The 23,564-nt window shown below is 43.3% G+C and carries 14 protein-coding genes; 7 read left to right on the top strand and 7 right to left on the bottom strand.

What is annotated here, in order from left to right; translation table 11 throughout:
* Positions 1-15 precede the first annotated feature (15 nt).
* Positions 16-1,194 carry a glycosyltransferase family 39 protein gene (locus tag CGZ90_RS13900; protein WP_094253096.1) on the top strand — a complete coding sequence of 393 codons (1,179 nt, stop codon included), beginning with the start codon at positions 16-18 and terminating at the stop codon, positions 1,192-1,194.
* A 44-nt stretch (positions 1,195-1,238) separates the two neighbouring features.
* On the opposite strand, the gene CGZ90_RS13895 is transcribed toward CGZ90_RS13900, so the two are convergent.
* From CGZ90_RS13895 to wecB, 4 genes are all read right to left on the bottom strand, one after another.
* Positions 1,239-2,279, bottom strand: a complete 1,041-nt coding sequence (locus CGZ90_RS13895; RefSeq protein ID WP_094253095.1) for an S-layer homology domain-containing protein — start codon at positions 2,277-2,279, stop codon at positions 1,239-1,241.
* A gap of 97 nt (positions 2,280-2,376) precedes the next feature.
* A complete protein-coding gene (locus tag CGZ90_RS13890; protein ID WP_094253094.1) occupies positions 2,377-4,539 on the bottom strand; it encodes an S-layer homology domain-containing protein in 2,163 nt (720 codons plus the stop codon).
* Between the two features lie 133 nt (positions 4,540-4,672).
* Complete coding sequence (locus CGZ90_RS13885; RefSeq protein WP_165766859.1) at positions 4,673-5,170, bottom strand: VanZ family protein; 498 nt, start codon at positions 5,168-5,170, stop codon at positions 4,673-4,675.
* 253 nt (positions 5,171-5,423) lie between these two features.
* Positions 5,424-6,569: a non-hydrolyzing UDP-N-acetylglucosamine 2-epimerase gene (gene wecB, locus CGZ90_RS13880; protein WP_094253092.1), complete on the bottom strand. Its 1,146-nt coding sequence runs from the start codon at positions 6,567-6,569 to the stop codon at positions 5,424-5,426.
* 179 nt (positions 6,570-6,748) lie between these two features.
* Between wecB and CGZ90_RS13875 the strand changes: the two genes are divergently transcribed.
* Positions 6,749-7,456 (top strand): hypothetical protein, encoded by a 708-nt coding sequence (locus CGZ90_RS13875; RefSeq protein ID WP_094253091.1) that lies wholly within the window; start codon positions 6,749-6,751, stop codon positions 7,454-7,456.
* Positions 7,457-7,534: 78 nt separating this feature from the next.
* On the top strand, positions 7,535-8,269 hold the full coding sequence (locus tag CGZ90_RS13870; protein ID WP_133063595.1) for an SGNH/GDSL hydrolase family protein: 735 nt from the start codon (positions 7,535-7,537) through the stop codon (positions 8,267-8,269).
* 34 nt (positions 8,270-8,303) lie between these two features.
* Here CGZ90_RS13870 and CGZ90_RS13865 read toward each other — a convergent pair whose 3' ends face one another.
* The 3 genes from CGZ90_RS13865 to CGZ90_RS13850 form a co-directional block, all read right to left on the bottom strand.
* Positions 8,304-8,951, bottom strand: a complete 648-nt coding sequence (locus CGZ90_RS13865; RefSeq protein WP_094253089.1) for a class D sortase — start codon at positions 8,949-8,951, stop codon at positions 8,304-8,306.
* A gap of 1 nt (position 8,952) precedes the next feature.
* On the bottom strand, positions 8,953-9,981 hold the full coding sequence (locus CGZ90_RS13860; RefSeq protein WP_094253088.1) for a processed acidic surface protein: 1,029 nt from the start codon (positions 9,979-9,981) through the stop codon (positions 8,953-8,955).
* A gap of 951 nt (positions 9,982-10,932) precedes the next feature.
* The gene (locus tag CGZ90_RS13850; protein WP_165766858.1) at positions 10,933-19,203 is read right to left on the bottom strand and encodes an Ig-like domain-containing protein; all 8,271 of its coding nucleotides are present in this window, start codon (positions 19,201-19,203) and stop codon (positions 10,933-10,935) included.
* A 272-nt stretch (positions 19,204-19,475) separates the two neighbouring features.
* On the opposite strand from CGZ90_RS13850, the gene CGZ90_RS13845 reads away from it, so the two are divergent.
* From CGZ90_RS13845 to CGZ90_RS13830, 4 genes are all read left to right on the top strand, one after another.
* Positions 19,476-20,399 (top strand): C39 family peptidase, encoded by a 924-nt coding sequence (locus tag CGZ90_RS13845; protein WP_240515438.1) that lies wholly within the window; start codon positions 19,476-19,478, stop codon positions 20,397-20,399.
* Positions 20,400-20,536: 137 nt separating this feature from the next.
* On the top strand, positions 20,537-21,997 hold the full coding sequence (locus tag CGZ90_RS13840) for an MBOAT family O-acyltransferase (RefSeq protein WP_094253085.1): 1,461 nt from the start codon (positions 20,537-20,539) through the stop codon (positions 21,995-21,997).
* An 11-nt stretch (positions 21,998-22,008) separates the two neighbouring features.
* Positions 22,009-23,058 (top strand): hypothetical protein, encoded by a 1,050-nt coding sequence (locus CGZ90_RS13835; RefSeq protein WP_094253084.1) that lies wholly within the window; start codon positions 22,009-22,011, stop codon positions 23,056-23,058.
* A 111-nt stretch (positions 23,059-23,169) separates the two neighbouring features.
* Positions 23,170-23,541 carry a hypothetical protein gene (locus tag CGZ90_RS13830; RefSeq protein WP_094253083.1) on the top strand — a complete coding sequence of 124 codons (372 nt, stop codon included), beginning with the start codon at positions 23,170-23,172 and terminating at the stop codon, positions 23,539-23,541.
* Positions 23,542-23,564 lie beyond the last annotated feature (23 nt).

Below are 23,564 nucleotides of genomic sequence, written 5' to 3'. Positions count from 1 at the left end.
TGGAGCTGAACTTAGATGAAACTGGCCTTCCTAATCCCGATTTTGGCGTATGTTCTGTTTTCGCTCATAAAAGGTGTGCCGCTCATGACCATCACACCGGATGGAGAGTTATATAAAAATCTGGCCGAAAATTGGCTGAACGGAACCGGACTGAAAAATACGATACGGCAGGAAAACGTGATTGTCCCGCCGCTGTTCCCGCTTGTAATTGGACTGATTCTGTATGTGTTCCGAGATATTTCATATGTGTTTCTGCTGCAGTTCATCCTGCTTGGGCTCACAGGCGTGGTGATTTACCGAGTGTGTGTCTTGCTGTTTGGGAGCCGAATGGCTGGCACGCTGGCTGTTGTACTGTTCAGTCTTCATCCCGTCATGCTCAACAATGGTCCCGGGAAGCTTCTTACCGAAACTGCCTATACTTTTTTTGTTGCTGTAATTGCTTATTTGGGAGTACGCGTTTTGATGAAAAGAAACATAGTGGTATCGGCAGCTTTGTTTATCCTTCTCTTCTCTTTAAGCCTGATGATGCGCCCTCATCTGTTGTTCTTATTACCGCTTGTGATAGGGTATTTAATTTTCGAAGCTTATAAAAAGAGGATGAAATGGCAGTTGCCTTTGCTCGCTGTCGTTCTGCCGGCTGTTATGATCGCCAGCAATTACATGTATAACGTGAAGGTGCACAACAAGCCGGTCATGTTTGAGAACTACAGCGGCATGAACCTGTACATCGCAAATAACCCAGAGACAAAGGTGCAGTTTTATTCTTCTTCTACAGTGGACCAGTTTGTTGGAGATGAGTTTTTCAAGTATAAAAATACGGAGCTGACGAAAAAGAGTGCGGTACTGAAGGAAAAAGCGGTGGATTATATCCTTGAAGAACCTGGTGACTTTTTTGTGAGGACGATCCAAAAAATGAATCTGTTCTTTCAGGGGATAAGTCGCTTTGACACGGGGTTGACGCTGCTGTTTTTGGCGGGTTATGCGGTGGCATGCATTAGGCTTAAATATGTTCGGCCAGCACTTGTTGTCATCGGTCTCTATGTTTTATACTTTGCTGTCCTGTCATCGGTCGGTCTGCTCGTGTCGACACAGCGGTACAGGCTGCCAATCATACCAGTATATATTGTGTTCAGCAGCTATATTCTCTGGTTCGGATGGCGCTTGTTACGAAATGGAATAAGGCGATTCAGATAAAATGAAAAAAACGGGACACTAAAGTCCCGTTTTTGTATGTTTGATTACATCAGCCACATGTAAACATAGTCAGAGCTGAAGATTTTCCAAGTGTTATTAACTTTTTTCAAGTATACGTGGCCGCTGACATCATCTTGAACTGTTTTATTCCCAACTTTAATCTCATAAACCGCACCTTGCAAATCAACAACAGCAAAGTTAGTTGTTTTCTTAACTACTTTTACAGAAAGAGTGCCTTTAAGTTCGATATCTACTGTATTGCCTTCTTCAACTTCAGCCATCAGGTCATCATTGTTCATGATCGTAAACGCACGCTGAAGGCCCATCTGGTACTTGTTTGTAATGTCATCAAGGCTGTCGTATTTCTTCGCTTTAATAGCGTTGTAGCCTTCTGTTTCGTTGTTCATTACTACGTCAGTCAGTGTTGCATCAGCAGGAACAGAAAGTGTCTGCTTGAACATGGCACGGTGAAGGATTGCTGCTGCCTCACCCCTGGTTGCCATTGCTTTAGGCTTAAATGTATTGCCCACACCTTTAATGATGCCGACGCCGCTTGTTTTTGCGATAGCATCGGACGCCCAATAAGAAGACGGAACATCACTGAATTTTACCGGTGTTCCGTTAAAGGAAACCGTGCTTTTGAATGCGTTGTAAATCATCTTTGCCATCTGGTCACGGTAAATCACTGCGTTAGGAGCAAACCTTGTATCACTAATCCCAGAAACGATACCAAGCGAGCTCGCCACTCGCACTTCATTATAAGCCCAGTGGGTTTTCGGTACATCCTTGAAGTCTTTTGCTGCCTTCGTGCTATTAAGGTTCATCGCACGGACCATCAAAGCAACAAACTGAACGCGAGTAATCTGCTGTTTAGGCTTCGCTTCCAAGAAGCCCTGTGAGTTGAACATACCTTTCATGATATCTGCATCGATAAAATCGTTCAGCTGATCTACAGCAAAGTGATTTTCAATATCGACTGGCAGATAATACTCGATCGGTGCTCTTTCAGCTGCTTTAGCAGATGGAGTGAATAATGACGACGCCGCAACCGACGCGGCAAGTGCAAAACTCAATATTTTCTTCATATGTCATTCCCCTTTTTGTATGGTAGAAAAATAAAGTGTTGAAATACCGCTTTTTAAGAAGAACCTATTCGTTGCGAATAGGCTCTTCAGAGTACTTTTAGTTCATAAGGTCAACGAATTTCATGAAGCGATGCATCATTGATGCCATCTGTGCACGTGTATTTACTGCAGCTGGGTTAAAGTTTCCTTTTCTGTCGCCAAGCATGATGCCTGATTGAAGAAGAAGCTCAACATCTTTCTTTGCCCAGTTACCGATATGACCGCGGTCTTTGTAAATTTTTAGTGTTTTCTTTTTGTCTAACTTAGAAGCATCGTACGTTGTGAATGCCATAGCACGCGCGATCATCGCAGCAGCTTCCTGGCGTGTTACAAACTTTTTCGGATTGAACTTTTTATCAGCTGTACCATAAACGATACCAGCATCGATAGCAGCCATCATCTCTTCAGCAAAGTGCGGCTGTCCTTTTACATCGACAAAACGGCCGTCATATTTCTTAGACGTATCAAGACCAAGTCCGCGTACGATGAACACAACCAGGTCGCTTCGAGTCGTGCCTGTTTGCGGCATGAATTTTCCGTTGTTACCCATAAGGATCAGTTTGTTAGCGAGCTTCCTTACTTCAGCTGCATGTGGAGCAGTAAGTGTCTTAAGGTCTGTAAATGATTTGTTGTTGTAAACCATAGTGTACAAGCTGTTCGTACGGCTCTTCAGAGTCGCTTCGTCACCGTGCAGCAAAGCAGGAATCGGAGAGAACGTTCCATCTGCATTTAAGCGGACAGCTGCTGTGTTGTTGATTTTGAAGCCAGCATCGCCTTCAATCTCACGCTCAACATAGCTGTTGAAGTTTTTAATTTCAGTTGTCTTGCCGTCTTTATCTGTTGCAACAAGGCTGAAGTCATAGATTTTCGTTAACTGCTTAAACTTGTTCTTTTCGATAATCTTGTCTGCATCCTTACCAGGTGCGATGTTGATAGAGATCGTAACACCTTCACCAAGCTTGTCCAAGCCAAGCTCGTTGACAGGGATGGAGTAAGAAACTTGTCCGAAGTCGACTTTGATTGTTTTGTCTTCTACTAGAGCAAGAACTTCAGGTGAAAGATCAACTAGTAATGCGTCTTTAGCATTGTCTGTTGGTTCGTAGCTAATTGTGAGTATTTCTGCATTCGGATCATTAGTTAATGCTTCTTGAATGCCTTCTGTATCCAACGTTATGTTGATGTTTGATCCACCGCCTGGGATAGGTTCAATAACTGGCGGCTGAATTGGAACCACTACAGTATCAGTATCAACAACTGGAGCAGTAATCGTAACGTACTTTTCAAGAACAACGATACCGAACATTTTGGCTTGAACATTAACGTTACCTGGTTTCTTTACATTTAGCTTTGTTCCAACCATATTAGCAATCTCACTATTATCAGTTGTCCACTTTACAAACTCAGTAAGTTCCTCTTCTTTTCCATCCAACATTAGTTTAAACATGTATGAAGGTGCTTCTGCGTTAAGTTCCGCTGTTCCAGATCCGTAAATCTTTGCTTCTTTAGCGCGTACTACTCCTGAAATCAACACTTTTTGAACATTCATTTCAGGATCAACTTTAGCTTCTAATTGCTTTTTCTTATTAAAAAGCTCAGTTATTCCGATGCCAAGACCAGAAGTCAGCTTTCCATCAAGAGTTTTAAAACGGTCAACAGCAAGTGTGTTGTTTAGTGCTTGTACCGAAACTTCTTCCAGTGTTTTTGTTTTTGCAGCAGTAGCATCTTTAAGTACGATGTCTTTCAGCTGAGATCGGTACTCTGCCAAAAACTCAATCATGTAATCTACTGTTACTTCTTCTCCAAAAACTTGGTCGAATGCTTTCGAGTATTTTGCACGGTAAGCAATAACTGCTTTTTTAAATTGGGCACTAGTAGTCGATGCAAAAATCGCCACTGCGTCCTTTGCTGCATTAGCAGCAGTGCCAGCGCCTGCTTTAGAATCTACTTTTGCCATCACAGCAGGTGTAAGGATTGTCTCGATATCTTGAGCTGTCAGATTAGCAATATTTGCTTGAACAGCTTTAAGTTCAGCTTTTTCTGTATCATTTAAGAAGGAGTAATAAACCGCCATCTCATTAATAAGAGCATCTACAGATGTTGTTTGTGTCTCCGCATAAACTGCAGGTGCATTTAAGGTAATTCCCGATACTGCTGGTACGCCTGCAAGTGATAGTACAATAGTCGTATGTATCAGCTTTCTATTAAACTTGCTAATTCCCACTTTCTCACTCTCCACTTCAAATTTAATACAAATAGTTTCCTATTTTCCATAATAATCAAAGTGGAGAGGCAAATCAATAATTTACCAAAAAAACCAGAAAAAAATTCAACTGTGAAATTATTACATGTTATGTTTATAGTTCTTTATGACTAGTTTGACGTTTTTGAAAGATTATTGAGCCTACTGCTGCACCAGCAATAGCACCGATGATATCGAGTATGACATCTTCAAAATGAGGACTGCGGTTGGAGGTGAACATCTGATGTGTTTCATCTAAAGCTGCGTAAATCGAAGCAAGCAGCAAAGCACGAGTAAACGAGCGGAATGCTGACAGCCCTGTCCACTTAAATGCCCTTACAAGAAAAAATGAGAGAACGAAAAAGACAGTGAAATGCGCGGTCTTGCGAAGATAAAATTCTATAAAGCTGGCGGGTCCAAGTCTCTCCATGCTAATTTCGCTGCCAGCATAATTTGTTTTGACATCTTCAAACGATTTTTCTACTTTATTTAGATTGACGTATTTCTCAATCTCAGGCTGAACATTCTGCTTTTCATACGGCTGTGAAGAGGAATAAAAGATTAAGCCAGCTATCACGATGACCGGAAGCCATATCCAGATCCATTTTTTCATCACAAAAGCACTCCCTTTGGTAGACATATCCTCAGTCTATCCACAATGAGAGTCATTATATCACTACACCGTGGCATTAGAACGAGCATTCGTCCTGCAGGATTCGACAGAAGGAGCTGGGGGTACGGTACCATTTCCATTCACCGCAGCAATAATGCCCTCTTGGAGGAAATGGTACCGTACCCCGCAAACCCCGCAAAACATAAACAAAGCCCCGTTCCATTACAGAACGGGGCTTTCAAATATAGGTTTATTAAACCACTCGGAATGTATCCGGACGCTCGCCGCGTTTGCCGAAGTGGTAAAGTATCGCTTCTACGATGCGGCGTGATGCTTCTCCATCGCCATAAGGATTGGACGCTTTTGACATTGCTTCAAACGCTTCCTTGCTTGTAAGAAGCTCTTTTGCCATTGAATAGATGTCTTCTTCATTCGTTCCAGCAAGCTTGAGTGTTCCTGCTTTAATTCCTTCTGGTCGCTCAGTCGTGTCACGAAGTACGAGTACCGGCACGCCTAGTGAAGGTGCTTCCTCCTGCACGCCGCCGCTGTCAGTTAAGATGATGTGCGCGCGTGATGCAAGGTTATGGAAATCAAGCACGCCAAGCGGCTCGATCAGGTGAATCTTTGGATCTTCTCCAAGAATCTCGTCTGCCACTTCGCGTACAGCAGGGTTCAAGTGGACAGGATAAACAACCTGTACATCATCATGCTCAGAAACAAGGCGCTTGATCGCGCGGAACATGTTACGCATCGGCTCACCAAGATTCTCACGGCGGTGGGCTGTTACAAGAATAAGGCGGTCGCTGCCAAGCTTGTTCAGGATCTCGAGCTCGTAATCGTCTTGAACAGTCGTGTTCAACGCGTCGATCGCTGTGTTTCCTGTAACAAAGATAGCGTCGCCGTTTTTATTTTCATCAAGCAGGTTCTGTGCTGATGCATGAGTCGGAGCGAAATGCAGATCAGCCATTACACCTGTCAGCTGTCTGTTCATTTCTTCCGGATAAGGAGAGTACTTGTTCCACGTACGGAGACCTGCTTCTACGTGGCCGACAGCGATCTGGTTGTAGAATGCAGCAAGGCTCGCTACAAACGTTGTTGTTGTATCACCGTGTACGAGTACGATATCCGGTTTTACTTCTTTCATTACATTATCAAGACCTTCGAGCGCTCGAGTTGTCACACCGATAAGCGTCTGACGGTCTTTCATTATATTAAGGTCATGATCAGGTGTAACTTTAAAGATTTCAAGAACCTGATCCAGCATTTCGCGGTGCTGTGCAGTAACCGTTACGATTGATTCAATTTCTTCGTACTTTTCCATCTCAAGAACAAGCGGCGCCATCTTAATGGCTTCAGGTCTTGTCCCGAAAATTGTCATCACTTTAATGCGATCCATAATTTATTACATCCTCCTAGCATTTAGATACCTATCTGATTGCTATGTTCATGTTCATGCTACCTTTATTGCCATTGTTCGTCAACAACATGCATTAGTCCTTGTTTACTATAGAAAAAACCTACCTCCTTTGTTAAAATGTAACAGTCTTACCATAGTCATTCAAAAATAGGAGGAACAAGGTGAAAAAATTTATTAAATGGGGACTCATTTCCTTAGCTGTTATTTTGGTGGCAGCAGGCGGCTACGCTTATTACATTTTTAACATAAAGACGTACGATACAGCAGATAAAGAAGTAGACAAGATTGTAAAAACGGCATATGAAATCAAGCTGCCTAAGCTCGACGGCAACCTTTCAAGCGAAGATCCGGCCGAAACTGCAGCACCAGGTGAAGAAAAAAGTAAGGATAACAGCAAAAACACGGCAAAGACTGCTTCTTCAACAACTCAAACTGCTGAATCTGGCTCTGAATCAAAACCAAAATCCGATCAAACCGGAAAGAACGGTTCTTCATCCCAGCCAGCACCTAAAGCCGCACTAACAGCGGAAAGCATAAAATCTCAATACCGTCCATCGTTTGAATCTCTTCAGTCTCAGGCAAACAGCAAGCTGTCCGCACTCATGGGCCATGCAAAAGCGGAATACAGCCAAAAGGTCGCGAACGGTGAAACAATTTCAGTCGGATATTTTGCACAAAAATATAAAGGTGCTGCAGCGAACCTTGAATCAGCTACAAACTCTGCATTCAACACGATTTACAGCTCATTGCAAGCGGACCTGAGACGTTACGGCTTTAGTGCGAGCGAAGCACAAGAGTTCAAGACACATTACGAAAATGAAAAAAACGCCCGCAGGAGCGAGCTGCTCGCACAGATAACAGGCCGATAAAGCGGAAATTTGACAGACACTCTAGGGTGTCTGTTTTCTTTTTACATAGAAAATTTCGCTGCGGGGCAAGCTTTGAACATGATGAAGCGAAAATATCTTGTTTTAATCAGTTTATTAGCCGTTATTGCAATATCTTTTGCTATAACATCCTCCACATTGTTCGGACGTGAGCCAGAACATATGACGGTTGTTGCTTTTGGCGACAGCAATACCGCTGGAAGCAACTGGACCCTTGAAAAGTTTCCTTCTGAATCAAAGTGGTTTTCGCAGCTGTCAGCTAAGATTCCTCAGCACACTTTAATTAATAAAGGAATCGGAGGCCACACGACCGAGCACGCCCGGCTGCGTTTTAAGAGAGATGTGCTGACATATAACCCTGATATCGTGTTAATCATGTTCGGCACGAATGATTCCAGACTGATTAATGGCCGCCACCAAGTGTCTGAAGAGCGATTCCTAGAAAACTTAGAATATTTTATCCTTTCATTGAAGAAGATCAACGCGCAGCCGGTGTTGATGACGACAATCCCCATAGTGGATAAGCTCTATCATCAGCGCCATCCAGAGTTATCCCCTTCTGTCAGCCCGAAAGCCGCAAATGAAGAGTACAACGAAATTACTAGACAGCTCGCTATAAAGCACAAAATTCAGCTTGTGGATTTAAATAAAGCTTTTATAAGAGTGGCTGGCGGCTCAAGCGACAAAGCGCTCCAAGCAGCAGGACTGCTTGATTCTTCAGGAACACACATGTCACCTGAAGGAGCAAAAGCCGCGGCCAAGGAAGTTTATGAAGTTATGCGGAAAATGGAATAAAAAAAGACTGCTTTTCAATGTTTGAAAGCAGCCGTTACGGATTTAATTTTTGATCAACCAAAAATGCCTCGAGGATGTAGCGCTGAGGTGCGTCCCCGATGAAGTTGAACGGATAGCATGTTGTGACTGTCAGAGTAGCTTTTGGCTTTGGCACGATTACTGTTCTGTCATCTGCATCTACAATACGGACGCGTTTCACTTTGTAAGTGAACTCGCCAGCTGAGGTACGGACGGTCAGCACATCGCGTTTGCCTATTTCACCAAGCTTGCGAAAAACCGTATCCCGGTGTCCTGATAAGACTGAGTTATCTTCTTCACCCGGCAGAACGCTGTTCGCGTAATGACCGACACCCTTCTCGAGTTCGTCTTCATCAGTACCATGGTAGATAGGCAATGTGGCATTAAGCTTAGGAATATAAAGCTCACCCATGTCTTCGCCCTTTTTGGGGCGTACAGCATACAGCTCTTTTTCCTTAGGCTTTGAATCTTCCTTCTTTTCATAAGCACTCGCTGGCTTGAATTCTTCACGCTGAGATTTTTCAACCTTAAACATAAGATAGCCCTTCGCGAACTTATAAACGTTAGTGGTCGAGAACCACAGCCCGCCAGCAATCAATGCGCCACTTATGAAAAGAAGAGCCAGGCGCTTGCCGCCTTTGGCTCTCTTCTTTTCTCTTCTCATGTTACGCAGTCTTTCTTACACGGCGGTAGATAACGAAACCAGCAGCTGCGATCGCAAGTCCTGCAAGGCCGTTAGTGCCGTAGTCTGAAGCAGTGTTTGGAAGCTTTCCGCCTTTTTCTGTCTTTGGCTTTTTCGGCTGGTCTTTGATCTTATCTACAACTTTCGGAACTTCAACGATATCTTCACCGATTTCGTCGATAATTTCTCCGCCGATCATTTCAGCAGTGATTTCCATATCCAAAATCAACTCACCTTGAAGGTTGTAGAGCTCTACCCAAAGGTTGTAGCCTTGAGGATCCTTCATAAGGAACAATTCTTTAAGTGTGATTGGCTTTAGCTCATCACCCTTTTTCAAGTAAAACTTTGGAGAAAGTTCAAAGATGTTAAGAAGCTCATCATAGATAGAAATGATCTCTGTGATTTGCTCGTCTGTCAGTTCGTCGATGCTTTCAAAATCGCTTGGGAAGTTTTCCATACGCTGTCCAAGCTCTTCAAGACGCTGCTGAACAGCTGGGTCTTCTAGCTTCGGAGCGATTTTTTCGAAGTGTGCAGCTAATTTCTCAAGCTCTTCTTCTGTCAATCCAAGCTCAGCAAACATGTCGCCCATGTCATCTTCAAAAGAGTCGCCATTAATATAAAAATCTAGGTTCATGTCTAGATCATCTACATAAATGTAGTGTTCGAGGCTGTCACCGTTTTCTTCTAGAATCTGAAGCATGCCTGCTTCGTCAATTTCATAGTACTCATAAACATCGTTTAGGTTGCTGAGGTCAGCTTTAATGACTTCACCAAGGTTCTCTTCAAGCTCTGCGAAGTCTGTCCAATCTTCAAGGCCAGCTCCCCAATACTCAAGCAAATAATCTTCAAAATCTTCTACTGTGATCTCAAAACCGCGAGTCTCGCTTGCTTCTTGCAAGTAAGCCGTTAATTCTGGATCATCGTTCGCTATAGCAGCAAATGAAACAGCTGGCATAGCAGACAATACTAGTGCGAATGCGAGAAACATAGCTGTAAGTCTCTTTTTCAACATTCTTAATCCCCTTTTTATCTTTTATTGACTAATGATCCAGACTCATGTTGACCACGCTTTTTCTCTAAAATGCTGTATGTACGCCGCCGTAGAAGTATGCACATTAATCCCATCATTCCTTAATAATAGTCGATTCGACAAAATATGGATAGAGGAATTTTTTACTATATTTATGAGGGGTACGGTACCATTTCCTAACTACGTTGATTTAACGCAGGTGATGGGAAATGGTACCGTACCCCAATTAAAAAACATCTGTTAGATCTACGATTTTTGAAATGATATAACAATCCTTGAATTGCTTAAAAAATCGTTGAAATGCTTTAAAAAATAGTTGAAATGGTTTAAAAAATTCGTTGAATAGCTTGAAGAATCTACGCAACTGTTGTGATGAAGCTCTTTTGTGCATCCCAAATAAGAAAAAGGTGTCCCACATTTGCTTGGGACACCTTGTCTTTATTAATAACTCTTTTCTAAAAGATTGTTACTTTTGAACAGATTGGTTAGGAAGAATTTTCAGCGGTTTTGCCTGTGAAGAAGTTAAGCTTCAACGCCTAACCATGAGAAATGCTTTATTTCCCTTCAAATGCTTCGGCTGATTCTTTCATCAAAATGACTTGATCGTCTGGATCCCATCATTGATTAAGTTGATCGGAGCGTAAGGTGCCGACTCCAGCGGGATGAGTGAGACAGGTGAGACCTTCCAATGGCGCATGCGACGGAAGGGCTCACCTGTCCAGCAGAAAACGGCTAGCCCCTCGAGGTCAAAAGGGAAAGTGTCCAATAAGTCAAAGACCGACTTACCGGCCCCTTTCCCTTTTGCTTGTCGGGGCTGAACGAGCCGTTTCTGCTTTTCGCCACTCCCCGCGGAAAGCGTGCGCCTGAAACGGAGATCAACCTCTTCTCTGAATTCTATAGAAGCAACATAGTTTACGAAAACAGCCTTATTAATTAAGCTTTTACAACTTTCACTTTTGCAGCAGCACTTACGTTTTTCGCAGCATCTGTCGCTGTGACGTAAAGATAAGTGTTTGCCTTTTGTGCCTTGATTTTCACAGTGAACTTGCCGTTTGATCCAGCCTTAGCTGTTCCAATCACCTTAGATCCAACTTTTACCGTAATTGTTGATCCAGCTTCTGCTGTTCCTGTTACCGTTTTATCATTAGAATCTACCTTGTTTACCTTTGGTGCTGCTGGCTTGATGACGTCTTTCACGATCACCTTTTTAGCAGTACTTATGTTGCCAGCTTTGTCTGTCGCTGTCACATAAAGCGCTGTGCCTGCTTTCTGTACCTTAATCGTTACTGTAAATGTTCCTTTGCTTGTCGCAGTTGCGCTGCCGATTACCTTCGTTCCGGCTTTTACAATAACCTTTGCTCCTGCTTCTGTTTTTCCAGTCACTTTCAGATCGTTGTTGTCGACTACGTTCACAACTGGTACTGCTGGAGCAGTCTTATCTGTTACCGTCACAACAGTTGCTGCACTCGTATTGCCTGCTGTGTCTGCCGCTGTAACAGAAAGCTTCGTGCCTGCTTTTTGTTTCACTGTTAGTTTCACCGTAAATGCACCAGTGCTGGCTGCCTTTGTAGAACCTACCTTTGTCGTTCCAGCCATTACTGTTATCGCTGCACCTGGCTCTGACTTGCCTGAAACAACAGTGTCATTGTCGTCCACTGCATTAACAGTTGGCTTGGATGGGGCTGTTTTGTCCAGAACAGTTACTTCTGCTGAAGCACTCTCGTTGCCAGAAGCATCCTTAGCTTTTACAACAAGCTTTGTTCCTGCTTTTTGCTTGGCGATCGCCACGCTAAAGCTTCCATCTTCACTTGCTGCTGCGCTTCCGATCACAGACCCATTAACATAGACTGTTACGGTGCTTTGCTTTTCAGCTGTTCCCGTCACTCTTTCATCCATATCAGAGACGCTGCTCACGACAGGAGCGTTTGGCGCGGTTTTATCTGTTACCGTTACTTTTGCAGCGCTGCTCACATTGCCTTTCGCATCTGCTGCTGTTACTTCAAGCACTGTTTTAGCTGCCTGAGGTGTGATAACGACACTGAACTGTCCGCTGCTGTTCGCTTTTGCTGTGCCTAATTGTTTGCTGTCTGCTTTTACAATCACATCAGCAAACGCTTCCGTTATTCCTGTTACTGTTGTGTCTTTGTCAGAAACCGGGTTCACTGCCGGCGTGTTTGGTGCTGTCTTATCAAGAACTGTCACCGTTGCTGCCTTGCTCGTGTTGCCTGCTTCGTCCTTAGCTGTTACAGATAAAACAGTATCCGCTTTTTGAGCCGGGATTGAGATCGTAAAATCACCTTGCTCAGTCGCCGTTGCTGTTCCTACAGCCTTCTCAGCTGCATATACAGTAACGGTTGACTTCGCTTCTGTTTTACCTGTCACAGATGTATCCTTGTCGCTTACTTCATTAACGATTGGAACGTCAGGCGCTGTTTTATCCAAAACTGTTACTGATGCCGCTTCGCTCGTGTTGCCTGCTTCATCCGCAGCTGTAACTGTTAAAACAGCTCCCGCTTGTTGTTTCAAAATTGAAACCGTGAACTGTCCTTGCTCATCAGCTGTTGCCGTTCCAAGAACCGTGTCGCCAGCAAAAACAGAAACTGTTGATTTCGGTTCTGCTCGTCCGGTTACCACTGTATCTTTGTCGCTGACTGGATTTACAGCCGGAGTTTCTGGTGCTGTTTCATCAATGCCAACGGTAAAATAAATACCTTCAGCATCGACTTCATGCTCTTCAATTGCATGAGTACCTTCATAATACTTGCCTTCTTCTACATAACGGTGCCAGTAGTTATGCGCATTATCTTGAATACCGATGTACGCGATCTCCCACTTGCCTTCTGCCGCATCAGCAGGAATACGAAGCTCTCCGCTCCATTTTCCATTCTCATCAGCTTTCATGATTTCGGTATACGCTTCAGATTTACCGTCTGGTCCAAATGCTGCAATATAAATGCCATTGATGCCTGATCCAGTTTCTGTTGCGTCAACTGTTACCTTCATGCTTTCGCCAGGTTTAACTGCATTCGACCCAAACGTAATCCCGTTAAAGACCGGAGCTGTGATGTCGGAGTTTTCACTGATAACATTTAACGTGCCAAATGTCTCAGGGTACTCTGTGTCATAGCTGTATTCAGCGAAATTACCCGCACGGTCATACACTTCAATAGAAGTAACCTTCCAAACGCCAGCTTCAGCATAAGAATTCAATGAGAAGGTTCCTTTGAACTTTCCTTCTTCAACTTCATCCCATGCCCCGATAGACATTCTATGGTTTCCAGTCGGGCCTTCCACAAGGACGTTTACATACTCAACGCCAGATAAATCGTCATCTGCACCTACAATTAGGAATCCTTCGTCACCAGCGTTAAGTGTGTCTGGCTCAAACGATACGCTTGAAACAGAAGGAGCTTCCATATCCGGTGTTTCATTCACAATCGTAAATGTCCCGAAGTTTTCTGGGTAAAGAATATCAAGATCGTGATAATCCGTAATGTTTTCCTCATTATCCTCAATCCATGCAGAGTGCACCTTCCACTCACCAGGCTCCGCATAAGCTGGTACATAGAAGCTTACCTTCCATGTCCCATCGAATTGCTTGACCACTTCATCTGTATGAATATGCTTTTGGCCAGAAGGAGAAACAAATCTTAACCCAAGGTACCGTACCCCAGAAAGGTCATCTTCTGCCGTGACGATAGCGTGGCCTGTGCTTCCAGGTTCAAGTGTTGATTCCACAAACTCGATGCTTGTAATCTGAGGTCCAGTAACATCCGGAGTCTCGTTTTCTACCATAAAAGTTTCAAAGCTTTCAGGGTAGTTTTCATCGTAATTGTAATAGCGGTGATTGCCCGCTTCATCTCCGACATAGATGCTTGCGACAACCCATTCACCAGGCTGAGCAAATCGAGAAATGCTGAACTCTCCTTTATACATGCCTTCGCCTGCTGCTGCCATTTCATGAATCGAGAGGTACTTACCGCTCTTTTTGTTCATAAGCTCGACTTCCATGTATCGGACACCTGATACGTCGTCGCTTGCTGTAATCGTGATGGTGTTCGTCTCGCCAGCTTTCATGACGTCTTTTTCAAACGCTGCACTTTCAATCACTGGCGGTGTGACGTCTGGATTTTCGTTTTTGACAAGCAATGTTCCGAAATGGTTCGGATACTCAACTTCTTCTTCAAGGTAAAACTCATAGCGGTTGCCTGCCTTGTCGTAAACAGCCAGATAGCTGATTTTCCACTCGCCGCTTTCAGCATACTTCGAGATTGGAATGAAACCTCTCAGCTTGCCGTCTTCTCCAAGATCTGTATCAAAGTTAGATGTGTATTGGTTTCCGCTTGGGCTGACCATTTCGACAAACGCTCTATGAACGCCAGAAACAGTGTCTTCAGCCGATATGATCACCTCGGCAGTTTCACCTGCATCCACTTCGCTAGGGTTGAACGCGACCTCGGTTACATTTGGTGCTTCTGTATCAGCGTTCTCGTTCTCAATCATTAATGTTCCAAATGAATCAGGATAATGCTCTTCATAATCATATCGTTCGAAGTTGCCTGCATTATCTTTTACTGAAATTGAAGCAATTCTCCATTCGCCATCTTCGGCATAAGGAGAGGTGTAGATTGGAATCGACCATTTTCCGTCTTCGTCCGCGTTCCAAGCCATATCCTGAATCGTCTGAGTCCCGGATGGGCTGATCACGACAGCCTCGACATAGCTGACTCCTGATTGATTGTCTTCTGCTTCCACTCGCAGCACTGTGCTGTCGCCTGCTGCCAGTGTTCCTGCTTCAAATGCTGCGCTTTGAATGACAGGAGCTGAAACGTCCTCATTTTCATTTTCAACGATAAATATTGAGAATGATTCTGGATAGTTTACTAGATCATAGCTTTCGCCGTTAAAGTTGCCGGCTTTATCATTCAGATTAACGTGAGATACATACCATTTTCCGCTTGCTGCATAAGTTGGAATCTCAAAAGCTGCTTTCCAGCGGCCGTCTTCCTGCAGTGAGAATTCTGATGTGTAAACATCCATGTTTCCTTTTGCATTACGTAAGTTGACACTAAGATTTTCAACACCAGACATGTCATCCGCTGCCGTTACGTAGATTTCTCCTGTTTCACCGCCATGGTAAACAGGTGCTCCAAATTCTACTTTTTCAACAGATGGGGCAGTGACATCTGGATTATCGTTTAATACAGTTAATGCTCCATAATGTGATGGATCGTTTTCTGACCAGTCATTTCCTGCACGATCTTCAACGCGTACATAAGAAATCTTCCACTCTCCTGGTTCTTCATAAGGAGAGACAGATAAATCAGCATGCCATTTGCCGTCTTCTTTCTGCATAAAATCAGACGCGTACATCGAACGATTGCCGCTCGGACTTCTTAATTCAACATATGCGTTTGAAATACCTGACTGATTGTCCTCTCCAGTTAGAACGATTTCTGCCATGTCCCCTGCATTGACTGTTGATGGAACAAATTCAACGTTTGATACTGTTGGTGCTTCTCCGTCATAGTCACCGTTTTCCACTGTGAACTTACCGAACGTCTCTGGATAACGCTCTTCACTGTAGACATATTCTTTTTCATTGCCTGAGAAGTCTTCTACATATATTCTATCTACTCGCCATGCGCCAGGCTCTTCGTACTGAGAGATATAGAACTCTCCGACAAATTTGCCGCGCTCCTTATTGTAATAAGCTGTCGTAATAATCTTGTTAGTGCTGTCAGGCCCTTGGAGAGTAACTTCAACATATTTTGTGCCTGAACGGTCATCTGAGATATCCAAAAGAATTTCGCTGCTTTCTCCAGCCTGTACGACATCATTTACAAATGTTGCAGTATGAACAACCGGTGCTGTCGTATCCGGGTTGCTGTTCGTTACCTCGAACCCTGCTGGAGTGTTTTCCGAGCCAAAGTACTCTGAAAACTCATTTCCTGCATTATCTGATATATACACAGAGCTTACATACCAGTTTCCAGGTTCAGAATAAGGAGGAACATCGACTGTTCCTTTCCAGCGCCCGTCTTCTTGCAAGTTCAAGTCATAAATATATACTCTTTGTTCTCCGGATGGACCGGACACTTCCATATTCATATATTGGATCCCTGATAAATTGTCATCAGCTGTTACGTACACGTAGTTCTGCGATCCGGCTTCAGACGATGCCTGCTCAAACTCAACGTTTAAAAGCTCAGGAGCGACGTCGTCATAATTGCTGTTTTCAACTATGAACGTACCGATGTAATCAGGATAATCCCTTTCAAAATCTTCATAGCTGTGGTTTCCTGCACGGTCTGTAAAAGAAATAGAGCTTACCTTCCACACGCCAGGCTCTGAATACGCATTTACATCAAACGTCCCAGACCAGCGCCCGTCTTCCATCTGATTCATGGAATAGGTGTTTTCGTAAAATTTACCGGTCGGACTTTTCAAAGTAACCTGTCCATAATCCACGCCAGAAAGGTTGTCTTCCACCGTTACATAAACGGTATTCGACTCTCCAGCCTGAATAGAAGACTTTTCAAATTCTGCTTTAGTCACGACTGGTGCCTCATTGTCGTGGTTATCGTTTAACACGGTAAACTTCTCAAACGATGACGGATAGCCTTCTTCGCTGAAATAATAATTTTCTCCGTTATCGATGATGTCTCGTGTATAGACATTGGATACTCGCCATTCGCCTGGCTCGCCGAATTCAGAGACATCAAAGTCTGCACGCCATCGGTCTCCATCCTGATAGGCATACACAAATTCCGTCTGTTTATAATTCGGGCTCGCTATCTCTACGCTTACAAAATCAACAGCGTTCGCATCTTCAACTGTCAAATAGAGGGTGTTAGAGCCGCCGGCCTGCACTGCACTCTCAACAAAGTCAGCTGCTGTCACAACTGGCGCATCGCCGTCATAGTTGCTGTTTGTCACAGCAAGAGTTTCAAACTGCTCTGGGTACTGTTCGTCATAATAATAAGTCTTTTCATTGCCATGAATATCGCCAATATTGGCAGAATAAACCTTCCATGTACCTTCTTTAGCGTTCAGCGGAATGTTGAACTCACCCTTGTACGTACCATCATCCTGCAAGGTCATGCCGGATACATAACGGTACTGGCTGCTTTCTCCGTTCACTAATTCCACATCCATATAGAACACTTCTGAAGCGTCTTCTGTCGAAAACGCAACATTTACTGTTTCGCCTGCTTCTGCTGATTCTTTTTCAAAATCAACTTTTGTTAAAACAGGCGGTTCTGTATCTTCATTCGGGTTGTCCACTGTAAAAGTACGGGACAGTAAAGACAAGTCCTCTTCTGAGTAATACGTTACAGCATTCCAGCTCGAATCACTCACATTTAAATAGTTAATTTTCCACACTCCAGACTGCGCATTCTGAGGAATAGTGAATTCACCTTTCCACAGATTGCCGCTGTCCTGCTTAACCATGTCTACATTTAGATTACTTTGCCCATTCGGACTCACTAAGCTGAGGTTCATACTGTCTACCCCAGACAAATCATCCTCTGCAGCCACTACAACTGTGTTTGTATCCCCGCCAGTCACCGTTTCTTTTTCAAAATAAAGATCGGTAACGACAGGTGCTCTATTATCCTCGTAAACAGTCAGTACTTCAAAATCTGCTGGATAATTTTCAGTATAATCATACGTTTCCGAGTTACCTGCATTGTCCCAGATCGTGATGCTCTTTACCTTCCATTCTCCTGTTTCAGAGTAGTTAGGAACATAAATGCTGCCATTTAATGAATCATCTGATTCTGCGTACAACCACGACTGTGTTTCTGAAGTGCCTGAAGGACTTATAAACGTAACTTGAGCTTCCTTCACTCCTGAATAATCATCATGTGCCGTAAGAGTAAAACCAATGTCACGGCCGATCAGCATGGTATCCTGTGAAAATTCCAGCTTTAAAACCGTTGGTGCCTGTGTATCCTCAAGTGCTGCTTCTACCGTAAATGTGTTGAAAATGCCATCAGAATTTTCTTCATATGCATAATCTGCATTACCTGCTGAATCTTCCAAATAAACATGTACAACCTTCCATTCTGAAGGTTCAGCATCGTACGGAACTCTAAATTTGCTTGTAAAGCGGCCATCCTCTGCTTTTTTTAGAGTGTTTACTAAAACAGAGTGGTATCCATCAACGCTTTCAAGATAGATATAAGAGTATGTTACTTCCGATAAATTGTCCGAGGCTGTCACATATACTGTGTTCAGTTCCCCTGCACGTACCGTGGTTTTCTCGAATTCTACCTTTTCAAGGGCCGGCGCCTCACCGTCCAAATCGCCATTCGTAACGGTCAGCTGGCTGAACCCCTCAGGTGACTCATCATTATAATAGCCATGATCGGAATTGCCGTGGATGTCTGTCGCGCTGATATAGCTGACAAACCACTTTCCAGGCTGCGCGTTTTCAGCAATTCTCAGCTTGCATTCCCATCTTCCATCAGTACCTTTAGTGAGCTGATTTGAGACAGGATTATCATAATTCGGATCATATAATTGTAGATATGCTTCTTGAATGTCAGACTCATCTTCAAACGTTACATATGCTGTTACAGTCTGCCCTGCCTCAACAGAAGCTGGATCAAATTCTACTTTAACCGGAACAGGTGCTTGCACATCGTCTGTTTCGGCTGCTGCATCTGGCTGCGGCTGCTCAGAGGCAGATGTTTCCGGTGTCTGAACGCCTGTTTCTTCTTTAGCTGCTGGAGGCACAGCTGGATCTTCCTTATTTTCAACAGGCTGTGCTGTTTCCGTTACTTCGAAGTTTCCAGACTGCCCTTCAGGCAATGTCTGTCCGCCAATAATTGACGCATTACCAGCTTCGTCCTTTAACGTGATGTTTTGAAGCTTCCACACCCCGTTTTCCTTTTCAGCAGGCGCAGCAAGTGTACCTGCCCACCCTGTTTTCTCTTCGTTCTCTGCTAATTTCACATTATGTATTTGTCCGCTAGGAGCTGTATAAGAAAGCACAGCCTCTGCGACCTTCGTGTCATCACTTGCTTTCACTAAAAAAGATACTTGTTCTCCGTTTTGAAGCTTGTCTGGTGTTACCACAAGACTTTCAAAAACGGGAGAAGAAGTATCACTTGCTGCACGAACGATGCTCGGCAATACCCCGAGGTTCTGCAGCAGAAGTAAGAAAACGAGCAAAATAGAAATCTTTCTTCTCAAACCCATCATTCCCCTTACCTTCAAGATTTTACATACAATTACATAATAATTCATATTTTTACAGTTTAATAGTAAAATTTTCACATTTTGCAGGAGTTTAGATTTTGGGGTACGGTACCGATATTAAAGAAAGGCTGATAAACCGTAAATTAGGTCTTATCGGTACCGTACCCCCAATGAGTTATTTGAGTTTGAAGGTCAATATAATGTATCTTTATTTGTCACTTTTTGTAATAATAGTAGTTAATAAATCACAGTTGGAGTGGATTATTTTGAAAAGGAAGATAACTGGGATTGTCTTTATTTGCATATTCATGCTTTTATCAGCTGTTGTGTTTGTAAAGCTGGAGAAAGTTATTCCCGTGTTTGCAGCAACAAAGAACATCAATCAGCATTTCATGGTAACAGCTCCATCTACTGTCATCCGTACTGGACCGACAACTTCAAAGACACAAGTCGTAAAGCAATCACGCGGAGCTGTTTTGAAAGGCATCCAGCAGCATACGACACAAAAGGGCGAACTGTGGTATAAAGTCAAGACAGTAAGCGGCAAGCAGGGCTGGACACAGTCGAAAAACGTGCAGAAGCTGAAGCGGCGCATCCTTTCTGCCCCGCTGACCGGGCAGATGCCTGAGCTTCCAAGAGGCTGCGAGGTGACGAGCCTTACGATGATGCTGAACTATGCAGGCAAGAAGACCGATAAAATGACACTGGCGAAGCAGGTGAAAAAAGACCCTACTCCGTACAGAAACAGTGGAGGCAAAGTGTATTTCGGCAATCCGTATAATGGCTTTGTTGGCAACATGTATACATTCAGCAAGCCAGGCTACGGTGTTTACCATGGTCCTATCGCAGATCTCGCCGCATCTTATTTAGGAAAAGACCGTGTGATGAACCTGACCGGCCAGGATTTTGAAAAGGTGCTGAATCACATTAATAACGGTACGCCCGTATGGGTGATCGCGAATACGACGTACAAGCAGCTGCCGTCTTCATCATTCCGTACGTATCATACACCGACGGGACCTGTGCGCATCACGTATAAAGAGCACTCTGTTCTCGTAACTGGCTATGACAATGTATATGTTTACTTTAATGATCCGCTGAAAAAGGTGAAGAATAAGCGTGTGCTGAAAAGCGACTTCAAGAATGCCTGGATCCAGATGGGCAAACAGGCGATTACCTATAAAAAGTAAAAGGCCTTATCCGGGCCTTTTTTTACTGCAGTCTAAACGTAAATTATTCGTAAATTTTTTGTTGTGATGAGCAGCATTACATGGTACTCTCACAAAGAATTGCTAACAAGCTCTATTGTCAGAAAAGGTGGTCTCGCATGCTGTTTAGTTCACTTGAGTTTATTCTTATGTTTTTGCCGGTAACGGTATTAATTTATTATATGCTGCTCTTTTTTAAGCTGAATGTCATATCCCGCGTGTGGCTGGTCGTGGCTTCGCTGTTTTTTTACAGCTGGTGGAACATCAGCTACTTGCCGCTATTGCTTCTATCGATGTTTATCAATTACTTTACCGGCAGTGCTATTTCCAAAGCTGATTCTATCGGAAAGAAAAAAACACTGCTGTCTGCAGGTATCGTATTCAATGTTGGGCTGTTAGGCTACTTCAAATACACCGATTTTTTCATTGAGAATATGAATGCGGTTTTTGACACGAATACAGCATTGCTCAACCTGCTCCTGCCGCTCGCTATCAGCTTTTTTACATTTGAGCAGATCGCTTACATAGTTGATGCTTACCGCGGATCGACGAAGGAAAAAGATTTTCTTAACTATGCACTTTTCGTTACGTTTTTTCCTAGATTAATAGCCGGTCCTATTATCCTGCATCAAGAATTGATTCCGCAGTTTCATGACGCTAAGAATAAAAGAATTAACGCCCAAAATGTAGCGGCTGGAATCTTTATCTTTATGATTGGGTTGTGCAAAAAAGTAGCGATCGCTGACACGCTGGCTGTTTATGCAAATGATGGATTTGCAAACTATGCGAACTTAACGGTGCTCGAAGCTTGGGTGACTTCCCTTTCCTACACCTATCAGCTTTATTTCGATTTTAGCGGATATTGCGATATGGCGATCGGGATCGGTCTTCTCTTTAACATCAAGCTGCCTGTTAACTTTTTCTCGCCATACAAGGCAAGAAACATTCAGGAATTCTGGAAAAGATGGCACATGACTCTCGGCCGCTTTCTTACTTCTTATTTATATATTCCGCTTGGCGGCAGTAAGGAAGGCAGCTACAAGCTGTACCGCAACATCTTGATTGTGTTTGCTGTCAGCGGAATTTGGCACGGAGCGGGATGGACGTTCGTCATCTGGGGGCTGATGCATGGCTTGGCTTCAGTCTTATGCCGCGCCTGGCCGTTTAAGCTGCCAGCAGTGATTTCCTGGTTCTTGACCTTTCAGTTCGTCAACGTGGCCTGGGTCTATTTCCGGGCAGATACTGTACATCAGGCGAACACCATTATTAAAACGATGTTCAGCGCTGGGCAATTTCAGCTTGAACAGCTGACAGCTCCCGTTCTTTCGTTTTCAACAGCGTTAAGCTTCAGCTTCTCGTATGAGCGGTTTGCCTTTCATTTTGCTGAAACCAATCTAATTCTTTCCGGGCTATTGGCAGCTACAATCCTTGTTTTCTTTTTCAAAAACTCTATTCAAATTAAGGATTCATTCCAGCCAAGCCTTAAATACAGCGTGTGGGTTTCATCCATGCTATTTTTAGTTTTAAGCGCAGTCTTTTTATTAAATAAAAACAGCGAGTTTCTATACTTCAACTTTTAGAAGGTGTTTTCATGAACAAACATGTCAGATGGATAATGATAACGATGCTGCTCGTTCTAGCTGGCGTAGTTCCCCTTTTCGCTGCCGTCGGCTATTACAATTATAAGATCGACCCGCTCTGGAACTTCGCTCATGCCAATGAGTACAATCATTATCAGAACGGGTTTGATGAAAGGCAGCAGAAAACGAATAAGATCACTCATAATCCTTTTAATTATGAAGCACTGCTTATTGGCACGAGCCGTGTTACGTATATGAACCAAAATGATTTCAAGCAACATAAGACCTTTAATTATTCTGTCAGTGCGATGGCCGTTAAAGAATATGGTTCATACATCGAGTATGCCAAGAAACGCAATGGCAAAGATTTTGAGGTGATTTACCTGGAGCTGTATTTTACGTCCTTTGATAAAAACATCAAGCTGAAGGCCAACAAACCGGATTATTATTTTAAAACAAGCAACGAATTTTTATATAAGTATAAAACGCTTTTCTCTTACAGTACCTTAAAACGTGCACGTTTTAACAAAAAGATCTCAATGGAAAATGCGTACAGCAAACCGCGTTATTATAATCGTGAAAATATTGGGTTAACGGATCTGAAGGAAACCAATATTCCGGGGAAAATGGAGCGATTTAAACGATCGTTTAATAAAGAAAAAATTACGGGTGCGTATCCTTACAACGAAGAGTATGTCAACATGCTGAAAAAGCTTAAGAAACAAAATCCGAATACAAAGTTTGTCGTCTTTACCGAACCAATCGTCTGGGACCGGTTTGAGCTGATGTTCAGCGATCCTGTATACTGGGGAGCTTATGAGCGCTGGTATAAGGACATGACATCTGTCTTTGATGAGATTCGTTCGTTTCAAGGTAAAAACAGCGTGAATACGAACCATAAAAACTTTATTGATCTTTATCACTATCAGCCTGAGGTCGGAACGTGGATGGCACACCGTCTGGACAACAAGACGAAGGATGTTCCTGAAGATTTCGGGACAAAGGTTTCTGAAGAGAATGTGGATGTTTACTTGAATTCCATTAAAAGTGATTTAAATTAAGAAGGACAGACCGAAATTTGAATTCGGTCTGTCTTTTTTGCTGGTTTCTTATATTTACTATACAGATAATCCCAACTATACTTAGATATAACTCTATTAAAGGAGATATTTATGAGAACTTCTGTACCTTGTCCAAACTGCCGAAAGTCCATTACATTGGAGGACTTTGAGGATTTCACATCTCCGTTTACGATGAAGTGCCCTCATTGCAGAGCTAAACTAAAAGAAACGAGAGTAACACCTTTTCTGCTGATTGGTTTAGTTTTTATGGTTCCTTTATTCATTTATTTAACAGAATTGCTCATTACACTGCTCTCCGGGGTTCTTCCCGCTGTTAAAAGTGTTCCTTCGATTATCGTGTTTGTCGGCCTGCTGTACCCTTTGTATGCTCTTTACGAGCGAGTAAACGGCCTGATCATGTTTAATAAAGGAAACTTACAATTAAAGAAAGCGAGAAAACATCACCGCTTTAATAGAAAATGACGTGTGCAGCAGCACACGTCATT

It is taken from the genome of Fictibacillus aquaticus (genome assembly GCF_002245695.1).
Classification (GTDB): domain Bacteria; phylum Bacillota; class Bacilli; order Bacillales; family Fictibacillaceae; genus Fictibacillus; species Fictibacillus aquaticus.
This window is presented reverse-complemented; position numbering and strand designations above follow the sequence as displayed.